Consider the following 22,727-nt stretch of genomic DNA (forward strand, 5'->3'; position numbering starts at 1 on the left):
TACTATAGTACTTGATTAGATTTTTTTGAAAATCTTACTTTCTTATCTCCTTCTACTCTAATACCTACTCTAGTTGTTTCCTTTGTTTTAGGATCAATTAGTGCAATGTTAGAAATTTGAATAGAAGCTTCTTTTTTAACGATACCACCTTGAGGGTTTTTAGCACTTGGTTTTGTATGTTTCGAAACCATGTTTACACCTTCAACTATCGCTTTATTTTTCTCACGGTAAACACGTAAAACTTTACCTTCAGCACCTTTATGGTCTCCAGCAATAACTCTTACGATATCTCCTGATTTAATTTTTAGCTTTATCATCTTAAAACGAATTAAAGCACTTCTGGTGCTAATGATACAATTTTCATGAATTGTTTTTCACGAAGTTCTCTTGCTACCGGACCAAAAACACGTGTTCCTCTCATTTCCCCTGCAGCGTTCAAAAGAACACATGCATTGTCATCGAAACGGATATAAGAACCATCAGCTCTTCTCACTTCTTTTTTGGTACGTACAACAACTGCAGTTGAAACAGCTCCTTTTTTAACGTTACCGTTAGGAGTTGCATCTTTAATAGATACTACAATCTTGTCACCAACAGAGGCATACCTTCTTTTGGTACCTCCTAAAACACGGATAGTTAAAACTTCTTTTGCTCCCGTGTTATCTGCTACTTTTAGTCTTGATTCCTGTTGTACCATAATTATTTAGCTCTTTCTAAGATTTCAACTAATCTCCAACATTTTGTCTTACTTAAAGGACGCGTTTCGCTAATTCTTACAGTATCTCCAATGTTACAGTCGTTTGTTTCGTCGTGTGCAACGTATTTCTTTGTTTTCAACACGAACTTACCGTATAATGGGTGTTTTACTTTTCTTACTTCAGCAATAACAATAGATTTATCCATTTTATTTGAAGTAACAACACCTATTCTTTCTTTTCTTAAATTTCTTTTTTCTTCCATCTTTCAGCAGAATACAATTATTGTAACTCTCTTTTAGTTAACTCTGTAGCTAATCTTGCAACTGTTCTTCTTACACTTCTAATTTGAAGCGGGTTAGCAATTGGAGATATAGCGTGAGCCATTTTTAGGTCAGCATATACTTTCTTAGTTTGACTAAGTTTTTCTTGCAACTCCGCTGCAGAAAGATCTTTTATTTCTGATTGTTTCATAATAAATATAAATTATGCTTCGAAATCTCTAGCAACGACGAACTTAGTTTTTACTGGAAGTTTCTGAGCTGCAAGACGTAAAGCCTCTTTTGCAACTGACAATGGAACTCCTCCAACTTCAAACATAATTCTTCCTGGTTTAACAACGGCAGCCCAATACTCAACTGCTCCTTTACCTTTACCCATACGTACTTCAAGAGGTTTCTTAGTAATAGGTTTGTCTGGAAATATTTTGATCCATAATTGTCCTTCTCTCTTCATGAAACGAGTTGCAGCAATACGTGCAGCTTCGATTTGACGAGAAGTTAAGAACATTCCATCTTCATGTACAGATTTAATACCAAACATTCCATTTGAAAGTTCGTGCCCTCTTTGAGAGTTACCTTTCATTTTACCTTTTTGTACCTTACGGTATTTTGTTCTTTTAGGCTGTAACATTTTTCTTTAGTTTAAAAATTTACTTTCTTTTACGAGCGTCTGGTTTTCCGCCTTTGTTAAAGTTAGATTTGCCTCTAGGAGCATCTCCACCTTTACCACCACCTGTACCAGATTGTTTTTTGTCCATTCCAGCAAGTGGAGAAAGTTCTCTCTTACCGTAAACTTCACCTTTCATGATCCATACTTTGATACCCATTCTACCGTAAGTAGTGTGAGCTTCAGCCAAAGCATAATCAATATCAGCTCTGAAAGTTGATAGAGGAATTCTACCTTCTTTGAAACCTTCTGAACGCGCCATCTCTGCACCATTCAAACGACCAGAAATCAAAACTTTGATACCTTCAGCGTTCATACGCATAGAAGCAGCAATAGCCATTTTGATTGCACGTCTGTAAGAAATACGGCTTTCGATTTGACGAGCGATGCTTGTCGCCACAAGATAAGCATCTAACTCAGGTCTTTTAATTTCAAAGATGTTAATTTGAACCTCTTTGTCAGTAACTTTCTTAAGTTCTTCTTTTAACTTGTCTACCTCTTGTCCACCTTTTCCGATAATGATACCAGGTCTAGCAGTAGTGATAGTAACGGTTACAAGTTTCAAAGTTCTCTCGATGATTACTTTTGATACACTAGCTTTTGATAAACGAGCATGGATATACTTTCTGATTTTGTGATCTTCGGCAAGTTTGTCACCGTAATCATTTCCACCATACCAGTTTGAGTCCCATCCTCTGATGATACCAAGTCTATTTCCAATTGGATTTGTCTTTTGTCCCATGCTGCTTAAGAATTGCTTTGTGTGTTATTGATAGCCCCAAGCACGATTGTAACGTGGTTAGAACGTTTTCTTATTCTGTGTGCACGACCTTGTGGAGCTGGACGAAGTCTTTTCAACATCATTCCACCATCTACTCTGATCTCTTTAACAAATAATCCAGCTTCTTCTAAATTACCTTCACTATTTTTTTGCTCCCAGTTGTTGATTGCAGATAATAATAGTTTTTCTAGTTTTCTTGAAGCTTCTTTAGAACTGAATCTTAAAATGTTAAGTGCTCTTTCTACCTTCTGACCTCTTACCAAGTCCGCTACTAAGCGCATTTTTCTAGGTGAAGTAGGGCAGTTATTCAATTTTGCGAAAGCAATAGACTTATTAGCCTCTTTTCTCGCATCTGCTGTTTCTCTTTTACGAACTCCCATTGCTTCTTATTTTTTACCTTTATTTTTTGCTCCAGCATGACCTCTAAAAGATCTAGTTGGTGAAAACTCTCCTAATTTGTGACCTACCATGTTTTCTGTTACGTAAACTGGTACAAATTGACGACCGTTATGAACTGCGATAGTTTGTCCAACGAAATCTGGAGTAATCATTGAAGCTCTAGACCAAGTCTTTACAACTGCATTTTTACCACTTTCTACGTTTTCTTGAACTTTCTTGTCTAATTTATAATGAACGAAAGGTCCTTTTTTTAATGAACGTGCCATATCTTATTATTTCTTTCTACGTTCTACGATATACTTGTTACTCGGGTTTTTCTTAGAACGAGTTCTGTAACCTTTAGCTGGCAATCCGTTTCTTGAACGTGGGTGCCCTCCAGAAGAACGTCCTTCACCACCTCCCATAGGGTGATCAACTGGGTTCATCGCTACTGGTCTAGTTCTAGGTCTTCTTCCTAACCATCTTGTTCTACCTGCTTTACCAGAAACAACTAATTGGTGGTCAGAATTAGAAACAGCTCCAATTGTAGCCGAACAAGTCAACAAGATTAATCTTGTCTCACCAGATGGCATTTTAATTGTTGCATATTTCCCGTCTCTTGCCATTAACTGAGCAAAAGTTCCAGCTGAACGAGCGATAACAGCTCCTTGTCCTGGACGTAACTCAATACAAGATATAACAGTTCCAAGAGGAATTCTGCTTAAAGGTAATGTATTACCAATTTCAGGTTGAGATTCTGGACCAGAAACTAATTTCTGACCTACTTTCAATCCGTTTTGAGCAATTACATAAGTTTTCTCTCCATCAGCATACGCTAATAAAGCGATAAATGCAGTACGATTTGGATCGTATTCGATTGATTTCACTGTAGCTGGAATCCCATCTTTAGTTCTTTTGAAATCAATAATACGATATCTCTGCTTGTGACCACCACCCGTATAACGCATGGTCATCTTTCCTTGACTATTTCTACCTCCAGAGTTTTTTATCGGCGCTATCAAAGAGCGTTCCGGCTTATCAGTTGTAATGGCGTCATAACCATTCACAACTCTAAATCGCTGACCTGGGGTAATAGGTTTTAATTTTCTTACTGACATTTTTCTATCTTAGATATTGTTGTAAAAATCAATTGTTTCTCCTTCTTGTACTTGAACAATTGCTTTCTTAATTGCATTTGTCTTTCCACTGATTAAACCACTTTTAGTGTATTTAGTAGATCTGTCTGGTCTCACATTCATTGTGTTAACAGAAACGATAGTTACTCCATAAGCAGCCTCAACAGCTTTCTTAATTTGAACTTTGTTTGCTTTTTTGTCAACAACAAATCCGAAACGGTTTAGAACTTCACTTTCTTTGGTTACTTTTTCAGTTACTATAGGTCTAATTATGATACTCATACTCCTATTATTTACTTAAATTTTCTTCAATTAACTCTAAAGAACCTTCCAAAAGCACTAAATTATTAGTGTTTAATATTGCGTAAGTGCTTAATTCTGAGCTAGTTACGACATTAGAAGCCTTTAAATTGCGTGACGACAAATATACATTTTTATTTGACTCTCCCAACACAAATAGAGATTTTTTATTTTCTAACCCTAAAGCTTTCAAAACGTTAATGAAATTTTTAGTGTTTGGAGCATCAAAATTAAAGTCTTCAAGAACGATAATATTTGACTCTTTTGCTTTGATTGAGAAAGCTGATTTTCTCGCCAATCTTTTTAAGCCTTTATTCAATTTGAATGAATAACTTCTTGGTCTTGGTCCGAAAATTGTTCCTCCACCTTTAAACAATGGATTCTTGATACTTCCCGCACGAGCTGTACCTGTTCCTTTTTGTTTTTTAATCTTACGAGTACTTCCAGTTACTTCAGCTCTTTCTTTAGCTTTGTGAGTACCTTGTCTTTGATTAGCAAGATATTGCTTAACATCAAGATATACTGCGTGATTGTTTGGCTCAATTGCGAATACTGAATCAGAAAGTTGAACTTTTCTACCAGTATCTTTTCCGTTGAAATCTAATACTTTTACTTCCATTACTTCTGAATGATTACATAAGAGTTTTTATGTCCAGGAACACATCCTTTAATAACAAGTAAGTTCTTTTCAGCAACCACTTTTAAAACTCTAAGGTTTTGAACTTTTACATTTTCTCCTCCCATTCTTCCAGCCATACGCATTCCTTTGAATACTCTAGATGGATAAGAAGAAGCTCCTACAGAACCTGGCGCTCTTAAACGGTTGTGCTGACCATGAGTAGCCTGTCCAACACCACCAAAACCGTGACGTTTAACAACACCTTGGAAACCTTTACCTTTAGATACACCTTGTACATCTACAAATTCTCCTTCAGCAAAAATAGAAACATCAATAAGATCTCCTAATTTTTGTTCAGTTGCGAAATCTTGGAATTCAACGACTTTTTTCTTAGCAACAGTTCCAGCTTTTTTAAAGTGACCTAAAGCCGCTTTAGTAGAATGTTTCTCGTTTTTGCCATCGAAACCAAGTTGCAACGCTTCGTACCCGTCAACACCTTTGGTTCTGACTTGGGTAACAACACATGGACCAGCTTCGATTACTGTACAAGGAATATTTTTCCCGTTTTCGTCAAAAATACTAGTCATGCCGATTTTCTTACCAATTAACCCAGACATAAATATTAATTATTAATTACTAAAATTCCCTTCAATTTGAAAATAACAGAAATTTCCAAACAGGGAGTGCAAAAGTAGACATTAAAATTGAATATACCAAACGGTTACAAAAATTAAATCGCTCATAATCAAAATCCAAGCTTCAAATCGCCAACACAACAGACCTTATCACACCCAAAATTCAACACTTATATTTCAACACTAACCAAACTCAGAGTTAACAATTAATTAATCCAAACAAAATAAAAAACATTGCCAGCACCTTAAAACAAAGACAATTACACCACGTAACAACTAAAATTGACCACATAAAAAAGCAATACACACAACTCAAACAAAAAATTATTAAAACAAAAAAAGCGAGACAAAACTGTCTCGCTTTTATATATAAAATATAATAAAAATTATACTTTTATTTCTACTTCAACTCCACTTGGCAATTCAAGTTTCATTAAAGCATCAATAGTTTTTGATGAAGATGAATAAATATCAATCAATCTCTTGTATGACATTACTTCAAATTGCTCTCTCGCTTTTTTGTTAACGTGCGGAGAACGTAATACAGTGAAAAGTTTTTTGTGAGTTGGTAACGGAATTGGACCTGTTACAACTGCTCCAGTAGTTTTTACTGTTTTTACGATCTTTTCAGCAGATTTATCTACCAACATGTGATCGTAAGATTTTAGTTTTATTCTGATTTTTTGACTCATTTTCTTAAGAATTAAGCGTTACCTTTTGCTTTTTTAATTACAGCTTCTGAAATATTAGAAGGTGTTTCTGCATAGTGAGAAAACTCCATTGTTGAAGTAGCTCTACCAGAAGACAATGTTCTTAATGTTGTTACATATCCAAACATTTCTGATAAAGGCACATCAGCCTTAATAGTCTTAGCACCGTTTCTGTCACCCATGTCATTAACCTGACCTCTACGACGGTTAATATCACCTACGATATCTCCCATGTTTTCTTCTGGTGTAATAACTTCCATTTTCATGATTGGCTCAAGAATAATTGCCCCAGCAGCTTTAGCCACTTCTCTATAACCCATTCTTGCAGCTAATTCAAAAGAAAGAGCATCAGAATCGACAGGGTGAAAAGATCCGTCTGTTAAAGTTACTTTCAAACTATCCACTTGATAACCAGCCAAAGGACCAGTTTTCATAGCTTCACGGAAACCTTTTTCTACAGATGGAATATATTCCTTAGGAACGTTACCACCTTTTACTGCATTAATAAACTGTAATCCTACAGGAACTTTACCATCAACTTCTTCAGCTGGCTCAAGTGTAAATACGATATCACCGAATTTACCACGACCCCCTGATTGTTTCTTATAAGTTTCTCTGTGCGTTGCAGTTCTTGTAAACGCTTCTTTATATTCAACTTGAGGCTCACCTTGGTTTACTTCAACTTTAAATTCACGTTTCATACGATCAACCAAGATATCTAAGTGAAGCTCACCCATACCTGAGATAATAGTCTGCCCTGAAGCCTCATCTGTTCTAACAGTAAATGTTGGATCCTCTTCAGCTAATTTAGCTAAAGCCATACCCATTTTATCAACGTCAGCTTTAGTTTTAGGTTCAATTGCAATACCAATTACCGGTGCAGGGAATTTCATAGACTCAAGAATGATTGGGTGTTTTTCATCACACAATGTATCTCCAGTTTTAATATCTTTAAATCCAACAGCTGCTCCAATATCTCCAGCCTCAATAAATTCGATTGGATTTTGTTTGTTAGCGTGCATTTGGTAAATACGAGAAATTCTTTCTTTATTTCCTGAACGAGTGTTCAAAACATAAGAACCAGCATCTAGACGACCAGAGTAAGCACGGAAGAAAGCTAAACGACCTACGAATGGGTCAGTAGCAATTTTAAACGCTAGAGCAGCGAACGGCTCTTTTACATCTGGCTTACGCAAGATTTTAGTTTGATCTTCTTCCAATAATTCAGCATCATCAGGATGAATTCCTTCAATACCTTCTTTATCCATTGGAGAAGGCAAATATTTACAAACTGCATCTAACATGAACTGAACTCCTTTGTTTTTGAAAGAAGAACCAGCAATCATTGGAATGATAGCCATATCCATTGTAGCCGCTCTTAAAGCGTTGTTGATTTCTTCCTCTGTAATAGAGTTTTCATCTTCCATGAATTTCTCTAAAAGATTTTCATCGTAGTCAGCAACTGCTTCAATAAGAATAGATCTATATTCTTTAACCTCCGCAACCATATCAGCAGGAATTTCAACAATATCAAAAGTTGCCCCTTGAGTTGCATCATGCCAAATAATAGCTTGGTTTTTTACCAAATCTACAACACCTTTGAAATCATTTTCTTCACCAATTGGCAAAGTGATTGCAACAGCATTTGATTTTAACATATCACGAACTTGTTGACAAACTGCCAAAAAGTTAGATCCTTGACGGTCCATTTTGTTTACGAATCCCATACGTGGAACTCTATATTGATCAGCAAGTCTCCAGTTAGTTTCTGATTGCGGCTCAACACCATCAACAGCACTAAACAAGAAAACCAAACCATCAAGTACACGTAAAGAACGGTTTACCTCTACAGTAAAGTCAACGTGTCCAGGAGTATCAATAATATTAAAATGGTATGGCAAAGACTCAGGCAAAAGCTTACCTTGCTCAGTTGGAAAATTCCACTCACAAGTTGTTGCAGCTGAAGTAATTGTAATACCTCTTTCTTGCTCTTGAGCCATCCAGTCCATTGTTGCAGCACCATCGTGTACTTCACCAATTTTGTGTGACTTTCCAGTATAAAAAAGGATACGCTCAGTTGTTGTTGTTTTACCAGCATCAATGTGAGCAGCAATTCCGATATTTCTTGTATATTTTAAATCTCTAGCCATTTCTTACGAATTAAAATCTAAAGTGAGAGAAAGCTTTATTAGCCTCTGCCATCTTGTGAGTATCCATTCTTTTCTTAACCGCAGCACCTTCTTCTTTAGCAGCAGCTAAACATTCTGACGCTAAACGTTGTGCCATAGATTTTTCATTTCTTCTTCTAGAATAAAGTATTAACCACTTCATTGCCATAGAAATTTTTCTGTCTGGTCTAATTTGCATTGGAATTTGGAATGTAGCTCCACCTACTCTACGACTACGTACTTCTACGTGAGGCATAACGTTTGTTAAAGCATCTTTCCAGATTTCTAATGAAGATTTTTCTGAATCTTGCTTTTTAGACTCAATGATGTCAATTGCATCATAAAATACTTTGAAAGCTGTAGATTTCTTACCATCCCACATTAAGTTGTTTACAAAACGTGTTACCAATTGGTCGTTAAACCTTGGATCTGGTAAAAGTGGTCTTTTCTTTGCCGCTCTTTTTCTCATGTCTTTTTTTTAATAAAAAGTTATAGGTTATCCGTTAAATGTTATGCGTTACAGATTTTAACTTTCGCCATCAACCCCTAACCCTTAACTCCTAACCTCCAACTCTTAACGTTTTAAATTACTTTTTTGCTTCTTTTGGGCGTTTAGCACCGTACTTAGATCTTCTTTGCGTTCTTCCTGCAACTCCTGACGTGTCAAGCGCTCCACGAACGATATGATATCTAACACCTGGTAAATCTTTTACCCTTCCACCTCTAACTAATACTATCGAGTGCTCTTGTAAATTGTGTCCTTCTCCAGGGATGTAAGCATTCACCTCATTACCATTTGTCAAACGTACACGCGCAACTTTACGCATTGCAGAGTTTGGTTTTTTTGGTGTAGTAGTGTAAACACGCGTACAAACCCCTCTTCTTTGAGGACAAGAATCTAAAGCAACCGATTTACTCTTCTTAGTTATCTGAGTTCTTCCTGTTCTTACTAATTGTTGAATTGTTGGCATAATTAATACTAAAAATTTATTATGTATATTAAATTCCCGCTTTTTACGGGGTTGCAAATGTATAAAATATTTTTCACTATACAAACGTTAAATCATTAATTTTCAATAACATTATTTATATCTATGATTTCACAAAGAAACATTAGATATTTGCTTTTCATTAATCACAAAACAATTGCACTTGAAACAATTAGCACACATACTTCTTTTCCTTTGCTCCTTTAGTTGTTTTGCACAATCTTTTTATTTAAATATAAACGGTATTAACAAAAAACAAAACCAAACAATTGATTCGATTTCTTTCAACAAAAAACATCCTAATTTAAAATCCTTAAACAACGAGATTGAAACAGTTTCAAACGAACTCACTAAACAAGGATACACAGACCTTAAAATACTGGAAAACAACAAAATAAACGACAGCACTTTTACCACAATAATAGACATAAAAGACAAGATAAAAGAAGTACATATATATATAGGTATAAATCATTTTTTTTACAACGAAAAAAAAACAGCAAAAGACAGCATAATAATACCTTATTCAGAGCTTGAAAATTTTCTCAATCAAGAAATTTCAAATAGCGAAAAAGCAGGTTTTGCTTTTACAAAGATTAAATTAGAAAATATCAAGAAAAAGAATTTGATAATTTATGCGGATTTAAATCTCGATTCCGAAAAAAAAAGAACTCTAAATTCAATTATCATAAATTACACAAATCCTAATTTGAAAAATTATTTTCCTAAAGGAGCATTAAAACAACTAAACAAAAAATACACCAACAAAACGTTCAATCAAGAAATAATAAAAAACATTAACAGCGATATTAATAGTTTTGAATTTGTTTCTCAGACAAAATATCCAGAAGTACTCTTTACAACAGATTCAACTAAAGTATTCGCCTACATTGAAAAAAGAAAAGCAAACACTTTTGACGGCTATATTGGATTTTCGAATGACGAAAAGAAAAAACTTATATTAAATGGGTATTTAGACATATCATTGATCAACACACTACATGCCGGAGAAAAATTCTCCTTATACTGGAAAAGCGATGGCAATCAACAAAAAACTTTCAACACCAAACTCGAAATCCCATATCTTTTTCAATCCCCAATTGGAATAAAAGCACAATTAAACATTTTTAAACAAGACAGCACTTTCCAGAATACTAAAACTGATATAAATCTTGGTTATTATTTAAACTATAATTCCAAACTGTATATCGGATATCAATCAACAGAATCGAGTGATATTCAAAATACAAATAATTCCACAATCAGCGATTACAACAATTCATATCTTACCACAACTTTCGATTTTCAAAAAGCAGACTACATTAATCCGTTATTCATAAACAAAGCATTTATTTATACTTCTTTTGGATTCGGAAAAAGAATCACAAACGACAATCCACAAACCGCGGAAACAAGCAATCAGTTTTTCGCAAATATTAATGCCAAGTATAATTTCGAACTAAATCCTAAAAATTTCATTAACATAAATTCACAGAATTTTATCTTAAAGAGCAAAAACTACATTTCTAACGAATTATTTCGCTTCGGCGGAATGAACTCAATTCGTGGATTTTTAGAAAATAGCCTGCAAGCCAACTACACTTCGATGATTCTTACAGAATATCGGTATTTATTATCTCAAAGTCTTTACATCAATTCGATTCTAGATTATGCCTTATACCAAGATATGACAAGCATTTCCAATAAAAATCAAATAAAAAAATTAATAGGAATAGGCATTGGTACAACAATTCAAACAACTAGTGGAATATTAAAAATTAACCTTACAAACGGAGGAGAAAAAACATCGGATTTGCAATTATATAACACTATCATAAACATATGTTATAATGTTAAATTTTGATGTTTAACGAAAAAAATATTTTTTTTATTAGGAAAGTTAACAAATTATTAAGAGTTTTGCGATACTAATTCAAAATATTTAAAAATGAAACTAAAGTTCAATGGATTCTTAGTGCTTTTACTAGTACTAGTTGCGCAATTATCATTTGCGCAAGAAAGAGCTGTTTCTGGGACAGTTTCTGATAATGCAGGGATGCCTTTACCGGGTGTTAGTGTATTAGTTAAGGGAACTAAAGCGGGAACACAAACTGATTTTGATGGTAAATTCTCTATCAAAGCCTCACCAAGCCAAATTTTGGTATTTAGCTACATTGGGATGAAAACTCAAGAGATAGCTGCAACTTCAACTACAGTAAACGTTAAATTAGCTGACGCATCTGTAGAATTAGAGAGTGTAGTAATTACAGCTGCACTTGGTATTAAAAGAGAGAAAAAATCTATTAGTTACGCTGCTCAAGATTTAAAAGGCAGCATTATTAATGAGGGAGGTACAAACAATGCAGTATCAGCTTTATCTGGTAACGTTGCAGGTTTACAAGTTACTTCTCCTTCTACAATGGGAGGTTCTACAAGAGTTGTACTTAGAGGTGTTGGATCTGTAACAGGTGAAAACAGACCTTTGATCGTTGTTGATGGTATTCCATTAGACAATGGTAACTACAACAGTACAACTACTCAAAGAGGTGCTGGAGGTAGAGATTACGGAGATGCTTCTGCGGATATTAACCCAGACGATATCGAATCTGTAACTGTACTTAAAGGAGGTCCTGCTGCTGCACTTTACGGAAGTAGAGCTGGTAACGGTGCGATTTTGTATACTACTAAATCTGCTAAAAAATCAGGTGGTAAAGCAGAAATTGCTTTCAATACAGGTATTACGTTCGAAAACGTATACATCATGCCAAACCTACAACACGAATACGGAGGGGGTAGTTCTTCTACTTTCCAACAACAAGTTATCAATGGCCAAACTTACAACATTGCTGACTACGCTACAGACGAAAGCTGGGGACCAAAATACGATCCAAACTTAAAATATTTACCTTGGAACGCATTTGATCCAGAATTTTCTAACGATTACTTAAAAGAAAAATCTTGGATTAACCCTAAAAATGATGTTAGATCTTTCTTTAATACTGGTATTACAAGAACTAACTCTATCTCTTTCGCTAAAAACACTCAGGATTCTGGAGTAAGATTTGCGTTTACAAACCAAAAAACAGAAGGTATTGTTCCTAACTCAAGCTTGACAAAAAACACATTCACTGTGAATGCTAACACAAAAATGAGTGACAAGCTTAAAGTTGAAAGTATGGTAACTTATGTTCAAACAAGAGGTTTCAACAGACCTGAGGTTGGATATGGTGATAATGGTTTAGGTCAAAAATTCTTCCAATGGGGTCAAAGACAATTGGATTATGATGAGTTAAAAGACTATAAATTATCAACTGGTGAACAAAGATCTTGGAATAGAAAAGCATGGAATGATGCTACACCTAACTATTCTGATAACCCATATTGGATCATCAACGAGAATACATCAAACGATACAAGAAACAGAATCTATGGTAATGGTAAAATTACTTACAACATTACTCCAGATTTATACGCTGTAGGTAACGTTTATGCTGATATTTACAACTTAGGTATCCAAGAAAGAGTTGCTATTGGTTCACAAGCACTTTCAAGCTTCACAAGCAGTTCAAGAACATTGACTGACTTCAACTACGAAGGTCGTTTACACTATGACAAAAAATTTGGTAAATTTAGTCTTGCTTCTTTTGCCGGAGCTAACAGAAGAAACTCATTCTTAACTAGAGTTTCTGGAAATACAGTTGGAGGTTTAGTACTTCCAGGTCAATACAATTTATCTAATAGTGCTAGCCCTGCTCAATCTACTAACGAAGATATTAGAGATAGAACAAATAGTGTTTATGGTTTTGTATCTTTAGGATATGATGACTTTTTATTCTTAGAAGCTACAGATAGACAAGACTGGTTTAGTACAGTATACAAATCTGTAAACTACGCATCTGTAACAGGAAGTTTTATCTTCTCTGAACTTACTGACATTTCTTGGTTAAACTATGGTAAAGTTAGAGGTGGTTGGGCACAAGCCGGTAACGCAACTACAGCATACAGATTACAAAACTATGCTGATATCGCAATTCCATTCCAAGGAACTCCAAGATACAGCCAACCAGGAACTGCAGGAAATCCATTCTTGAAACCTGAGTTAAAAACTACTAAAGAGGTAGGTTTAGAATTAAGCTTATTCGACAGAAGATTAGGTGTTGATGTAACTTACTATGATGTTGTAACTACAGACTTAATTACTCCTATCCAAGTTGATCCATCGACAGGTTTTAACTTTGCTTTATTTAACGCTGGTAAATTACAAAACAAAGGTATCGAGGCTACAGTAACTGTTAACCCTGTAAGAACACAAGATTTCAGATGGGACATTACTTGGAACTTTTCTAAAAATGACAACAAACTTCGTGAATTAATTCCAGGAGTTAACGAATTAACTATTGCAAATGCTCCATTCCAAGCTAGATTATTAGCTGTTGTTGGACAACAATATGGTCAAATCTACGGAACAGACTTTACTTACGATGCTAATGGAAATAAAGTAGTTGATGCTGAAGGAGCTTACATTCCATCTGCACAAAAATCTTTAGGAACAATTACTCCTGATTACAATATGGGTCTAAGAAACAACTTTAAGTACAAAAACTTAAACTTTGGTTTCTTAATTGATATGCAAGAAGGCGGAAGCTACTTCTCTACTTCTCACATGTGGGGATCTTACTCTGGTATGTTAGAGCACACTGCTACTCCAGGATTGAGAGAAAATGGTGTTGTAGTTGATGCAGTATACGAAAATGGAGCACAAAATACTTCTGTATTACCTGGACAAGCTTGGGCTCAACAACATTACGGACTTGATGCTATGAACGTTTTTGATGCTAGCTATGTAAAATTAAGAGAGGTTACTCTTGGATATACTTTACCAAAAAGAATTATCGGGCCTTTCGCAGACATTAGATTCTCTCTTTTCGCAAGAAACTTATTCACATGGGGATTAGATTGGAAAGGAATGGATCCAGAGATGGCTTCATATGGTAGTGGTAACACTCAAGGTTTAGAGGGAGGTTCTTTACCTTCAACTAGAACATACGGAATGAATCTAGAATTAAAATTCTAAAAAAAAATCAAGATGAAAAAAATATTCATATCAATATTGTCAATTGCAGCACTACTTACTACTACTGTAAGTTGTGATGATAAATTAGAGGACATAAACGTAAACCCAAACAGACCAGACATTTTAAACACTACATCTGTTGGTGTTTTCAACGGGGCTGTATATAACTTAATGACGAATTCTAGAGGAAGTTTTTCTTCGGGTAGAATGGCATTACCATGGGTTCAATATTCTGCACAAAGAAACTATACTGAAGAGGATCGTTTCCAATTTAGAGAAGTAACAAATCAAAGTTTATACGGTGATTATTACCTATCAGCTATCGATTTCAAAACTGTTATTCAAATGAATACAGATGCAGATCTAAAAGTTAAGAATGCTGCATACGGTAGCAACATTAACCAAATCGCAGCTGCTAGAGTAATGTTAGCTTACACTTTCTTACAACTTGTAGATGCTTATGGCGATGTTCCTTACTATTCTTACGGAACTACTGATCCAGATTTTCAAGCTTTACAAAAAGATGAATTTATCAAGCCTAAATTTGCTCCTGCAGTTAAAATTTACGCAGATCTTATGAAAGAATTGAAAGAAGCTGCTGCAATGGTTGAAACAAATCAAACAGTATTTTCACAAGGAGATCAGCTTTTCAAAAGTCCTGCAAAACTTATTAAGTTTGCAAACTCTTTAAGATTAAGAATTGCAACTAGAGTTAAAGGCGTTGTTCCAGGAGCTGAAGCACATATCGCTGAAGCTATTGCGGGCGGAGTTATGACTTCTAACGCTGATACTGTTGGTTTAACATACCAAGCAGACAATGTACTTCCAAGTCCATTCTACAATGACTTTTTCATTGGAAACAGAACTGACTTTGCTATTTCAAATACATTCGTTGAATTATTAAAAGGACAAACTGGTAACTTTGGAGTTGATCCAAGATTACAAAAGTATGCTGCGCCTGTAACAGCTTCTATCACAGCTGTTAGAAACAAAACATATGCTGAGACAGATGATTTAACTCAATATGTTGGTATGCCTTACGGTATTACAAGTGCACAAGCTGCTGGACAAAGACCTGGTACTTCTTTCTGGAGTTCAAATGTTTTAAAACAAGATTACACAGAGGTTTTAATGGAGTATGCTGAAGTTGAATTCTTATTGTCTGAAAACAATGGATGGAGTGTTGCAAACTACCAAAATGGCGTAAGAGCATCTATGACACGTTGGGGAGTAACACCTGCTAAAATTGATGCTTATATTGCAACATTACCTGCACCAAGTCAAGAGAATGTAATTACTCAAAAATACATCGCTCTTTTCATGCAACCATATGAGGCATATGCTGAATACAGAAGAACTGGATTCCCAAGTACAATTCTTAAGCCTGGTCAATCTCATCCTTTCAATGTACCACAAGAAGGAGTAGCAAATTATACATTTGTTGCTTTAAACAACCTAAGTGCAATGCCAGACAGATTTACTTACCCAGTTAACTTACAACAGTTAAATGGTGAAAATGTTGCTGCTGCTGCTGCTGCAATTGGTGGTGATGAATTAGACACTAAATTAATTTGGGCTAAAAAATAATTTTCTAGCTTAATTAAAATATTAAGACCGCTCTGTTAATTCAGAGCGGTTTTTTTATATAAACATATTACCTATATTTGCCTCATGGAAAAAGAACATCAAATATTTGGCATAAGAGCCATCATAGAAGCAATTCAAGCAGGAAAAGAAGTCGACAAAGTCTTCATACAAAAAGAGATCTCAAGTGAACTAATGAAAGATTTAATGAAGGTAATGAAACGTGCCAACATTAATTTCTCTTATGTTCCTGTTGAAAAACTAAACCGTCTTACTCCTAATAACCATCAAGGTGCCGTTGCCACTATTTCTCCAATTGGTTTTATAGATTTGGAACATCTTGTTGAATCGACAATTGAATCTGGAAAAAAACCATTATTTTTAATATTAGATCAAATCTCTGATGCTAGAAATTTTGGCGCCATAATAAGAACAGCAGAATGTACAGGTGTGAACGGAATTATTGTACAGAAAGCTGGATCAGCCCCTGTTAATGGAGACACTGTAAAAACTTCTGCTGGTGCAGTTTTTAATGTGCCTATTTGCAAAGTGGAGCATATCAAAGATGCAATCTTTTATTTGCAAGGTTCTGGAATTAAAACAGTAGCAGCAACTGAAAAAACAGATCAAAACATTTACGATATCACATTAACTGATCCTTTGGCAATAATCATGGGATCTGAAGATAGAGGAATAAATCCGTCAGTCTTAAAAATTGTCGATGAAAAAGCAAAACTGCCAATGTTTGGTTCAATAGGGTCTTTAAATGTTTCTGTTGCCTGCGGCGCATTTTTGTACGAAGCTGTTCGTCAAAGAAGTTAGATCACATTGAGAATGAAGATTAGAATGAATAATTAAAACTTTAATTAATGCTTTCAAAATCTAATCCAAAACAAATAATTACTATAATCCGATGCTTGTTTGTAGTCATGATGATTACAAACAGCTACGGACAAAATACTACATACAATCAATTTTGGAATGAGATTCAATTTAATCAAACTCTAAGCAAAAAATGGTCTACCGAAATTGATTTAGGAGCAGCATACAGCAGCACGGAATCTTCATCAAATTTATTCGAAAACACGATTCAAAGATCCGTAAGAGGCTGGGGACATTATTTCTATTCTCCAAGATGGAAATTTTCAGCTTTCATTGCTCACTACAACAATAGAGACGTTCCAGAAATTGGACAATTTGAATCTCCTGAATGGCGTTATGCCCTTCAAGGAATTTACTATTTTCACAAAACAGGATATACTTTAAGTACTAGAATGAGAATGGAATTTCGTCATATGCGAAATCAAGATGACAATTATGAAAACGTAATTCGCTATCGGCAGCAAATAAAATACCTGCAGCCAATAAATAGTAAAATTTTAAGAAAAGGAGTAATTTACGCCGTTGCTTCTGATGAAGTTTATTTAAAATCAGGAACCAAAGTTACCGGCGAGAGTTTCTTTGATAGAAATAGATTAAATGTTGGTGCTGGCTATTTATTTTCAGATGACATTCAAGTGGAGCTAACTTATGCGAACGAATATCTTCCACGGAATAGTGGTACTCAATTTACTAATGCTGCTTCGCTAACGGTAAGCTTTAACAATCTTCTGAGAAATATTCAAAAGAAAATTGCCAATAAAAACGATCATCACGCAAAAGACGAAGAAGAATAAATGCTATTCTTCTTTCTTCAAAAAACAATTGAGCTGCTCCATAATTGCATTTTTATGAAGTTTAAAATTGTAACTTCTCACAAATTCAGTGCCTTCCATATTAATCTCTGCCGTTACAGCTCCGTAGTTTGAAAAAGCATTCACATCTTTATCATCAATTAAATAAAGAACCTGCATAATTGAATCATTCCGACGGTATTGTGTATCGTAATGCGTTAATTTATAAATATTCTTGTCTGCAAGATGGATAACTAAATCTTCTTTAATTTTTTTGCCAATTTTCTTATCTGGAAATGGAGTTGGCTGGAGTGCTACAAAATAATGTTCTTTGTCTGTGACAATATTAATTTTTAACGACTTTGATTTCGTGGTATAAAACACAGCTGGATCAAAATAATAGAGCATACTTCCGTCAGCCTGTACCCTATTTTTAATATCGCACTGAGCAATAGTTATGCTGGTAAAAATGAAACACAAGAACAAAACTAAAAACTTTATTTTTTCCATGATGCTCGCAATTAAATTGTTACACTAACAAATTTAATCTTTTTCTACAAAGAAAACTATGAAATCAATTTTCAGTATCTAATTCTGGCTTTCGTGTCAAAATATAATTTACTGGATAACTAGATGAAAAATATTCGATTTCATCTTCATCATCTTCCTTTGAAATATTAACAAAGTGTCCTTCTTCATCAAAATGCTTCATAAAAGGATCATTTTCTGGATCAAAATCTGGACGCTGCCAGTCGTAAACAATAGGTTTAGTATATTCTGGAGTTCTGTAAAATAATGTGAGGACAAAGCCGGTAATAAGTCCCGCCAAATGTCCTTCCCAAGAAATAGATTGGTCAACATCAGGAAAAACATACCATATCATGCCGCCATAAAGTAAAATTACGGTTAAAGACAAGGCAACTAATCTGTAATATCGAGTTTGAATTCCTTTAAAGAAAATAAAACTTACTAATACATAAATTAATCCGCTGGCGCCAATATGAAAGTTCTCGCGCCCCACAATCCAAGTAATTAATCCTGAAAACAATATTCCGTAACCAATAACTCCAAATGTTTGTTTTGGATAAAAAAACTGCATCGCAGGTAATAATATCAAGAGCGGAATACTATTATTATATAAGTGATCTAAATTTTCATGAATAAACGGACTGAATAAAACTCCCTGCAATCCCAAAAAATCTCTTGGATAAATTCCGTGTCGATAAAAATCAAAATCAAATCGAATCTGCATCCAATAAATAATCCATAAAAAAAGGACAAAAAACAAAGGTAGTCCAATAACAGAATTCGAAAATTTAAAATTAGTATCGTTCATATTTTTTATCAGTAATATTGTTAGGGACTCAAAAAACTATCCAAAAATATTTTACTGATATTTTGTCATACCATAAAAACATAAACTTGTTTCAAATTGTAACAATCGTTCTTAAAACCAACTGTTTTAACTTTCAATAAATAAGATTTAAAACTTAAAATAGTAATTTTGTATAATGGAAGCACCGTTAGCAGAGCGCATTCGTCCGCAAAAATTAGAAGATTATATTAGCCAGCATCATTTGGTTGGTCCGACTGGATCTTTAACTCAACAAATTTCAAAAGGAATAATTCCTTCTTTAATTTTCTGGGGACCTCCCGGCACAGGAAAAACAACACTAGCTCAAATCATTGCACAAGAATCGAAAAGACCTTTTTATATTTTAAGTGCTATAAATTCTGGCGTAAAAGATATCCGTGATGTTATTGAAAAGGCAAAGCAGAGCGGTGGTTTATTTACGGCTAAAAATCCGATTCTTTTTATTGATGAGATTCATCGATTTAGCAAATCGCAGCAAGATTCCCTTTTAGCTGCTGTAGAAAAAGGATGGATAACTTTGATTGGCGCTACCACTGAAAACCCCAGTTTTGAAGTAATTCCTGCATTATTGTCACGCTGCCAGGTTTATATCTTAAATGCCTTTACAAAAGCAGATCTAGAAGCGTTATTACAACGCGCAATGAAAACGGATACTTACTTATTGACAAAAAGCATAAATCTTAAAGAGACAGAAGCTTTATTACGTCTTTCGGGTGGTGATGGAAGGAAATTGTTAAATATTTTTGAACTAGTTATTAATGCATCTGCAGGTGATGAAATCACCATTACGAACGATCGCGTTTTAGCATTAGTACAACAAAATACTGTTCTTTACGATAAAACAGGTGAACAGCACTATGACATTATTTCTGCCTTTATAAAATCTATTCGCGGAAGCGATCCAAACGGTGCGGTTTATTGGCTGGCCCGAATGATTGAAGGAGGTGAAGACGTTAAATTTATTGCCAGAAGAATGCTCATTTTATCCAGTGAAGATATCGGCAATGCCAATCCGACAGCTTTTATAATGGCAAACAATACTTTTCAAGCCGTTACAACTATTGGATATCCTGAAAGCCGAATTATTTTAAGTCAATGCGCTATTTACCTTGCAACGTCTCCAAAAAGCAATGCTTCTTATATGGCAATTGGAAATGCGCAGCAATTGGTAAAACAAACAGGAGATTTACCCGTTCCGATTCATTTGCGTAATGCTCCCACCAAATTAATGAAAGAATTAGGTTATGGTGATGAATATAAATATTCGCATGATTATGCCAACAATTTTGCAGAACAAGAATTTCTGCCAGATGCTGTAAAAGAAACGGTTCTTTATAATCCTGGAAGCAATTCTAGAGAGAACAGCAACCGAGAATTTTTAAAGAACCGCTGGAAAGATAAATACGGTTATTAAACCGTATTTTATATTTAGAATTTAACTACAATTTTTTCTGAAACCAATTTATCGTTTTGATAAGATTCAAAATACCATTGTTGGTCTTCTTTTAAAATTAAAGAGCCTTGAACATTATCTTTAATAGCTATAAAAACATTAGTTTGAGAAGTTTTAAGAAGCTTCATTACTACTTTTGGTGTTTTATCTATTAATTGGTAACCTGATTCTGTTGGCTGCGCATATAATAAATTTGGATCTTTTAAATCTGGAGACGGAGCTACAACTACAAGCTGGGACTGAGAAGCCGCAACTGTATTATTATTTACAGCTGAAGTAGTCGCTGCAACTGGAACAGCTGCTTTTACTGCAGCAGGAGTTTTGGCTGCCGAAACTGAATTACCACTATATTTATAATGCAAATCATAAACAGATTTAAAAGCATTATCTAGTGCTTCTTTATAAGCCACTTCATACTCTTTTTCCCTGCTTTTTCCAACTTCTGAAGTATACACAACTTGTCCAAAACAATCTTTTAATTGTACAATAAGTTTTGTAACCAAAAAAGCATTATCTCTTACAACATCAATGTATAGAACTTGACAACGGTCTGTATATCCTTCTGGAAGCTGCTCGTTTGCATAAAAAGCTTGAAAACCTGCTTTAACCAAATTCTGTTTACTTAAAGTAGCCAGACGATATTGATTATCTGTTTTTATAAAATCATATTTTAGAGGGATAATTACTGCTTTGTAATCATTAACAGACTGCGCAAATCCAACAACTGAACATAAAATTGCAGTAAGTAAAAATTTAATTTTCATCATTATAAATATTTTTTTAGTTCTAATAAATGGTTAATTTGTTTGTAATTTCCGGAAATATCCAGTTTTTTTTCATTGAAAAAAATAGCATCTAAACCCGCATTCAAAGCACCATTAACATCGGCCTCAAAATCGTCTCCGATCATTATGCTGTTTTGCTTGGATGTCTTTGCCAAATTTAATGCATAATCAAATATAATACTATTTGGCTTTTTAACGCCAGCTAATTCTGAATTTGTAATTGTAGAAAAATAACCGCCCAGAGAAGCATTACTTATTTTCTTATCCTGAACATGCGCAAAACCATTCGTAATAATATGAAGTTTATATTTGGGTTTAAGGTACTCTAAAACCTCGATGGCGCCATCAAAAAGATAATTATTATCTGTTAAAAACTCAATGTAATCATTGGCGATTTCAAAGATATTTTCTTCAGAAATCACATAATTTAAAGCATCAAAAGAGAACTTCAAACGATTGTAACGCAATTCCTGATGTGTAATTTTATCATTTTGATATAACCTCCAGCATTCCTGATTTATTGGAATGTATTTTCTAATAAAATCTTCTGTGCTGATTTCTGCGTATTTCTCTCTAAAAATACGACTAAAAGCCATTTCTGAGTTTTTATCAAAATCCCAAAGCGTGTGATCTAAATCAAAAAAAATGTCTGTAATATTGGTATTCATACATTAAAAAATTCCTTCATCTACAAAACTATAATATTTTGATTCAGTTATAATCAAATGATCTAAAACTTTAACATCTAAACTTTCACCTGCCAGCTTCATTTTCTTTGTAATTTGTTTGTCGGCATCACTAGGAGTCAAATTTCCCGATGGATGATTGTGACACAAAATCAAACCCGTAGCAGCATTTTCTAATGCCAATTTAAAAACTAATCTGGCATCGACAATAGTTCCCGCAATACCGCCTTTGCTTAATTGTGACTTAGAAATGACCTTATTGGCATTATTAAGAAAAAGTACCCAAAATTCTTCATGCGGAAGTTGTCCTATAATGGGTTGCATTATTTCAAAAACAGCTTTGCTAGAAGTTATTTTTTTGAATTGTAAAGCATCTTCGCTCCTTTGCCTTCTGCCCAATTCTAATGCGGCAACTATAGAAATCGCTTTTGCCTCGCCTACTCCCTTAAATTGCATTAAATTAGAAATAGACATTTTTCCTAAAGCATTTATATTTCCTGCACTGGCCAAAATTCGCTTGCTTAAAGAAACTGCAGACTCATTCCTGCTTCCAGAACCAATTAAGATTGCAATTAGTTCAGCGTCACTCAAAGCTTCCTTTCCTTTCAGCATTAATTTCTCGCGCGGTTTATCATCTTCAGACCAATTTTTTATAGCAAAATGAGAACTTTCCATACTTATATATTTAAGAAGCGAATATATTAAAAAGAAGAAAAATCCTTCAATTAAATACAATCA

General features: G+C 34.5%; 27 protein-coding genes. 6 read left to right on the forward strand and 21 right to left on the reverse strand.

Annotated elements, in window-relative coordinates:
- Positions 1–2: 2 nt before the first annotated feature.
- The 16 genes from rplX to rpsL form a co-directional block, all read right to left on the reverse strand.
- Positions 3–317 carry a 50S ribosomal protein L24 gene (rplX, locus tag BSF42_RS06950; protein ID WP_026727873.1) on the reverse strand — a complete coding sequence of 105 codons (315 nt, stop codon included), beginning with the start codon at positions 315–317 and terminating at the stop codon, positions 3–5.
- 11 nt (positions 318–328) lie between these two features.
- Positions 329–697, reverse strand: coding sequence for a 50S ribosomal protein L14 (rplN, locus tag BSF42_RS06955; RefSeq protein WP_007803649.1), 369 nt, complete (start codon positions 695–697; stop codon positions 329–331).
- Positions 698–699: 2 nt separating this feature from the next.
- Positions 700–960, reverse strand: a complete 261-nt coding sequence (gene rpsQ, locus BSF42_RS06960; protein WP_007803646.1) for a 30S ribosomal protein S17 — start codon at positions 958–960, stop codon at positions 700–702.
- A gap of 17 nt (positions 961–977) precedes the next feature.
- Positions 978–1,169 (reverse strand): 50S ribosomal protein L29, encoded by a 192-nt coding sequence (gene rpmC, locus BSF42_RS06965; RefSeq protein WP_008464297.1) that lies wholly within the window; start codon positions 1,167–1,169, stop codon positions 978–980.
- 12 nt (positions 1,170–1,181) lie between these two features.
- Positions 1,182–1,607 (reverse strand): 50S ribosomal protein L16, encoded by a 426-nt coding sequence (rplP, locus tag BSF42_RS06970; protein ID WP_007803637.1) that lies wholly within the window; start codon positions 1,605–1,607, stop codon positions 1,182–1,184.
- 19 nt (positions 1,608–1,626) lie between these two features.
- Positions 1,627–2,385 (reverse strand): 30S ribosomal protein S3, encoded by a 759-nt coding sequence (rpsC, locus tag BSF42_RS06975; RefSeq protein ID WP_008464292.1) that lies wholly within the window; start codon positions 2,383–2,385, stop codon positions 1,627–1,629.
- Between the two features lie 5 nt (positions 2,386–2,390).
- On the reverse strand, positions 2,391–2,804 hold the full coding sequence (gene rplV, locus BSF42_RS06980; RefSeq protein ID WP_007803631.1) for a 50S ribosomal protein L22: 414 nt from the start codon (positions 2,802–2,804) through the stop codon (positions 2,391–2,393).
- A gap of 6 nt (positions 2,805–2,810) precedes the next feature.
- Complete coding sequence (rpsS, locus tag BSF42_RS06985; protein WP_008464288.1) at positions 2,811–3,089, reverse strand: 30S ribosomal protein S19; 279 nt, start codon at positions 3,087–3,089, stop codon at positions 2,811–2,813.
- A 6-nt stretch (positions 3,090–3,095) separates the two neighbouring features.
- On the reverse strand, positions 3,096–3,920 hold the full coding sequence (gene rplB, locus BSF42_RS06990) for a 50S ribosomal protein L2 (RefSeq protein WP_035650459.1): 825 nt from the start codon (positions 3,918–3,920) through the stop codon (positions 3,096–3,098).
- A gap of 9 nt (positions 3,921–3,929) precedes the next feature.
- Positions 3,930–4,220, reverse strand: a complete 291-nt coding sequence (gene rplW, locus BSF42_RS06995; RefSeq protein ID WP_012022489.1) for a 50S ribosomal protein L23 — start codon at positions 4,218–4,220, stop codon at positions 3,930–3,932.
- Positions 4,221–4,227: 7 nt separating this feature from the next.
- On the reverse strand, positions 4,228–4,857 hold the full coding sequence (gene rplD / locus BSF42_RS07000) for a 50S ribosomal protein L4 (RefSeq protein WP_056200553.1): 630 nt from the start codon (positions 4,855–4,857) through the stop codon (positions 4,228–4,230).
- Positions 4,857–5,474, reverse strand: coding sequence for a 50S ribosomal protein L3 (gene rplC / locus BSF42_RS07005; protein WP_095952364.1), 618 nt, complete (start codon positions 5,472–5,474; stop codon positions 4,857–4,859). The genes rplD and rplC overlap by 1 nt, the downstream gene beginning before the upstream one ends.
- 404 nt (positions 5,475–5,878) lie before the next feature.
- Positions 5,879–6,184, reverse strand: a complete 306-nt coding sequence (gene rpsJ / locus BSF42_RS07010) for a 30S ribosomal protein S10 (RefSeq protein ID WP_007803605.1) — start codon at positions 6,182–6,184, stop codon at positions 5,879–5,881.
- An 11-nt stretch (positions 6,185–6,195) separates the two neighbouring features.
- Entirely contained in the window at positions 6,196–8,352 is a 2,157-nt protein-coding gene (fusA, locus tag BSF42_RS07015) for an elongation factor G (protein ID WP_095952365.1), read from the reverse strand.
- 10 nt (positions 8,353–8,362) lie between these two features.
- Entirely contained in the window at positions 8,363–8,839 is a 477-nt protein-coding gene (gene rpsG, locus BSF42_RS07020) for a 30S ribosomal protein S7 (protein ID WP_007803600.1), read from the reverse strand.
- 118 nt (positions 8,840–8,957) lie between these two features.
- Positions 8,958–9,341: a 30S ribosomal protein S12 gene (gene rpsL / locus BSF42_RS07025; RefSeq protein WP_007136570.1), complete on the reverse strand. Its 384-nt coding sequence runs from the start codon at positions 9,339–9,341 to the stop codon at positions 8,958–8,960.
- Positions 9,342–9,522: 181 nt separating this feature from the next.
- Here rpsL and BSF42_RS07030 point away from each other — a divergent pair, with 181 nt between their 5' ends.
- The 5 genes from BSF42_RS07030 (at position 9,523) to BSF42_RS07050 (ending at position 17,693) form a co-directional block, all read left to right on the forward strand.
- Positions 9,523–11,223: a hypothetical protein gene (locus BSF42_RS07030; protein WP_253251003.1), complete on the forward strand. Its 1,701-nt coding sequence runs from the start codon at positions 9,523–9,525 to the stop codon at positions 11,221–11,223.
- 84 nt (positions 11,224–11,307) lie between these two features.
- A complete protein-coding gene (locus BSF42_RS07035) occupies positions 11,308–14,433 on the forward strand; it encodes a SusC/RagA family TonB-linked outer membrane protein (protein ID WP_095952366.1) in 3,126 nt (1,041 codons plus the stop codon).
- A 12-nt stretch (positions 14,434–14,445) separates the two neighbouring features.
- Positions 14,446–16,020: a SusD/RagB family nutrient-binding outer membrane lipoprotein gene (locus BSF42_RS07040; RefSeq protein WP_095952367.1), complete on the forward strand. Its 1,575-nt coding sequence runs from the start codon at positions 14,446–14,448 to the stop codon at positions 16,018–16,020.
- Positions 16,021–16,104: 84 nt separating this feature from the next.
- Entirely contained in the window at positions 16,105–16,839 is a 735-nt protein-coding gene (gene rlmB, locus BSF42_RS07045) for a 23S rRNA (guanosine(2251)-2'-O)-methyltransferase RlmB (RefSeq protein ID WP_095952368.1), read from the forward strand.
- Positions 16,840–16,886: 47 nt separating this feature from the next.
- Positions 16,887–17,693, forward strand: a complete 807-nt coding sequence (locus BSF42_RS07050; protein WP_095952369.1) for a DUF2490 domain-containing protein — start codon at positions 16,887–16,889, stop codon at positions 17,691–17,693.
- Positions 17,694–17,696: 3 nt separating this feature from the next.
- On the opposite strand, the gene BSF42_RS07055 is transcribed toward BSF42_RS07050, so the two are convergent.
- Positions 17,697–18,200 (reverse strand): hypothetical protein, encoded by a 504-nt coding sequence (locus tag BSF42_RS07055; RefSeq protein ID WP_172426651.1) that lies wholly within the window; start codon positions 18,198–18,200, stop codon positions 17,697–17,699.
- Between the two features lie 64 nt (positions 18,201–18,264).
- Positions 18,265–19,026 carry a rhomboid family intramembrane serine protease gene (locus BSF42_RS07060; protein ID WP_095952370.1) on the reverse strand — a complete coding sequence of 254 codons (762 nt, stop codon included), beginning with the start codon at positions 19,024–19,026 and terminating at the stop codon, positions 18,265–18,267.
- 175 nt (positions 19,027–19,201) lie between these two features.
- Here BSF42_RS07060 and BSF42_RS07065 point away from each other — a divergent pair, with 175 nt between their 5' ends.
- Positions 19,202–20,479: a replication-associated recombination protein A gene (locus tag BSF42_RS07065; RefSeq protein WP_095952371.1), complete on the forward strand. Its 1,278-nt coding sequence runs from the start codon at positions 19,202–19,204 to the stop codon at positions 20,477–20,479.
- A gap of 14 nt (positions 20,480–20,493) precedes the next feature.
- On the opposite strand, the gene BSF42_RS07070 is transcribed toward BSF42_RS07065, so the two are convergent.
- The 3 genes from BSF42_RS07070 to radC are packed head-to-tail and all read right to left on the reverse strand — an operon-like array spanning position 20,494 to position 22,664.
- On the reverse strand, positions 20,494–21,285 hold the full coding sequence (locus BSF42_RS07070) for a hypothetical protein (RefSeq protein ID WP_095952372.1): 792 nt from the start codon (positions 21,283–21,285) through the stop codon (positions 20,494–20,496).
- Positions 21,285–21,971 carry a YjjG family noncanonical pyrimidine nucleotidase gene (locus BSF42_RS07075; RefSeq protein ID WP_095952373.1) on the reverse strand — a complete coding sequence of 229 codons (687 nt, stop codon included), beginning with the start codon at positions 21,969–21,971 and terminating at the stop codon, positions 21,285–21,287. The genes BSF42_RS07070 and BSF42_RS07075 overlap by 1 nt, the downstream gene beginning before the upstream one ends.
- Positions 21,972–21,974: 3 nt before the next feature.
- Entirely contained in the window at positions 21,975–22,664 is a 690-nt protein-coding gene (gene radC, locus BSF42_RS07080; RefSeq protein WP_095952374.1) for a DNA repair protein RadC, read from the reverse strand.
- Between the last annotated feature and the right edge of the window lie 63 nt (positions 22,665–22,727).

The organism is Flavobacterium sp. ACN6, from assembly GCF_002304005.1.
Taxonomy (GTDB): Bacteria; Bacteroidota; Bacteroidia; order Flavobacteriales; family Flavobacteriaceae; genus Flavobacterium.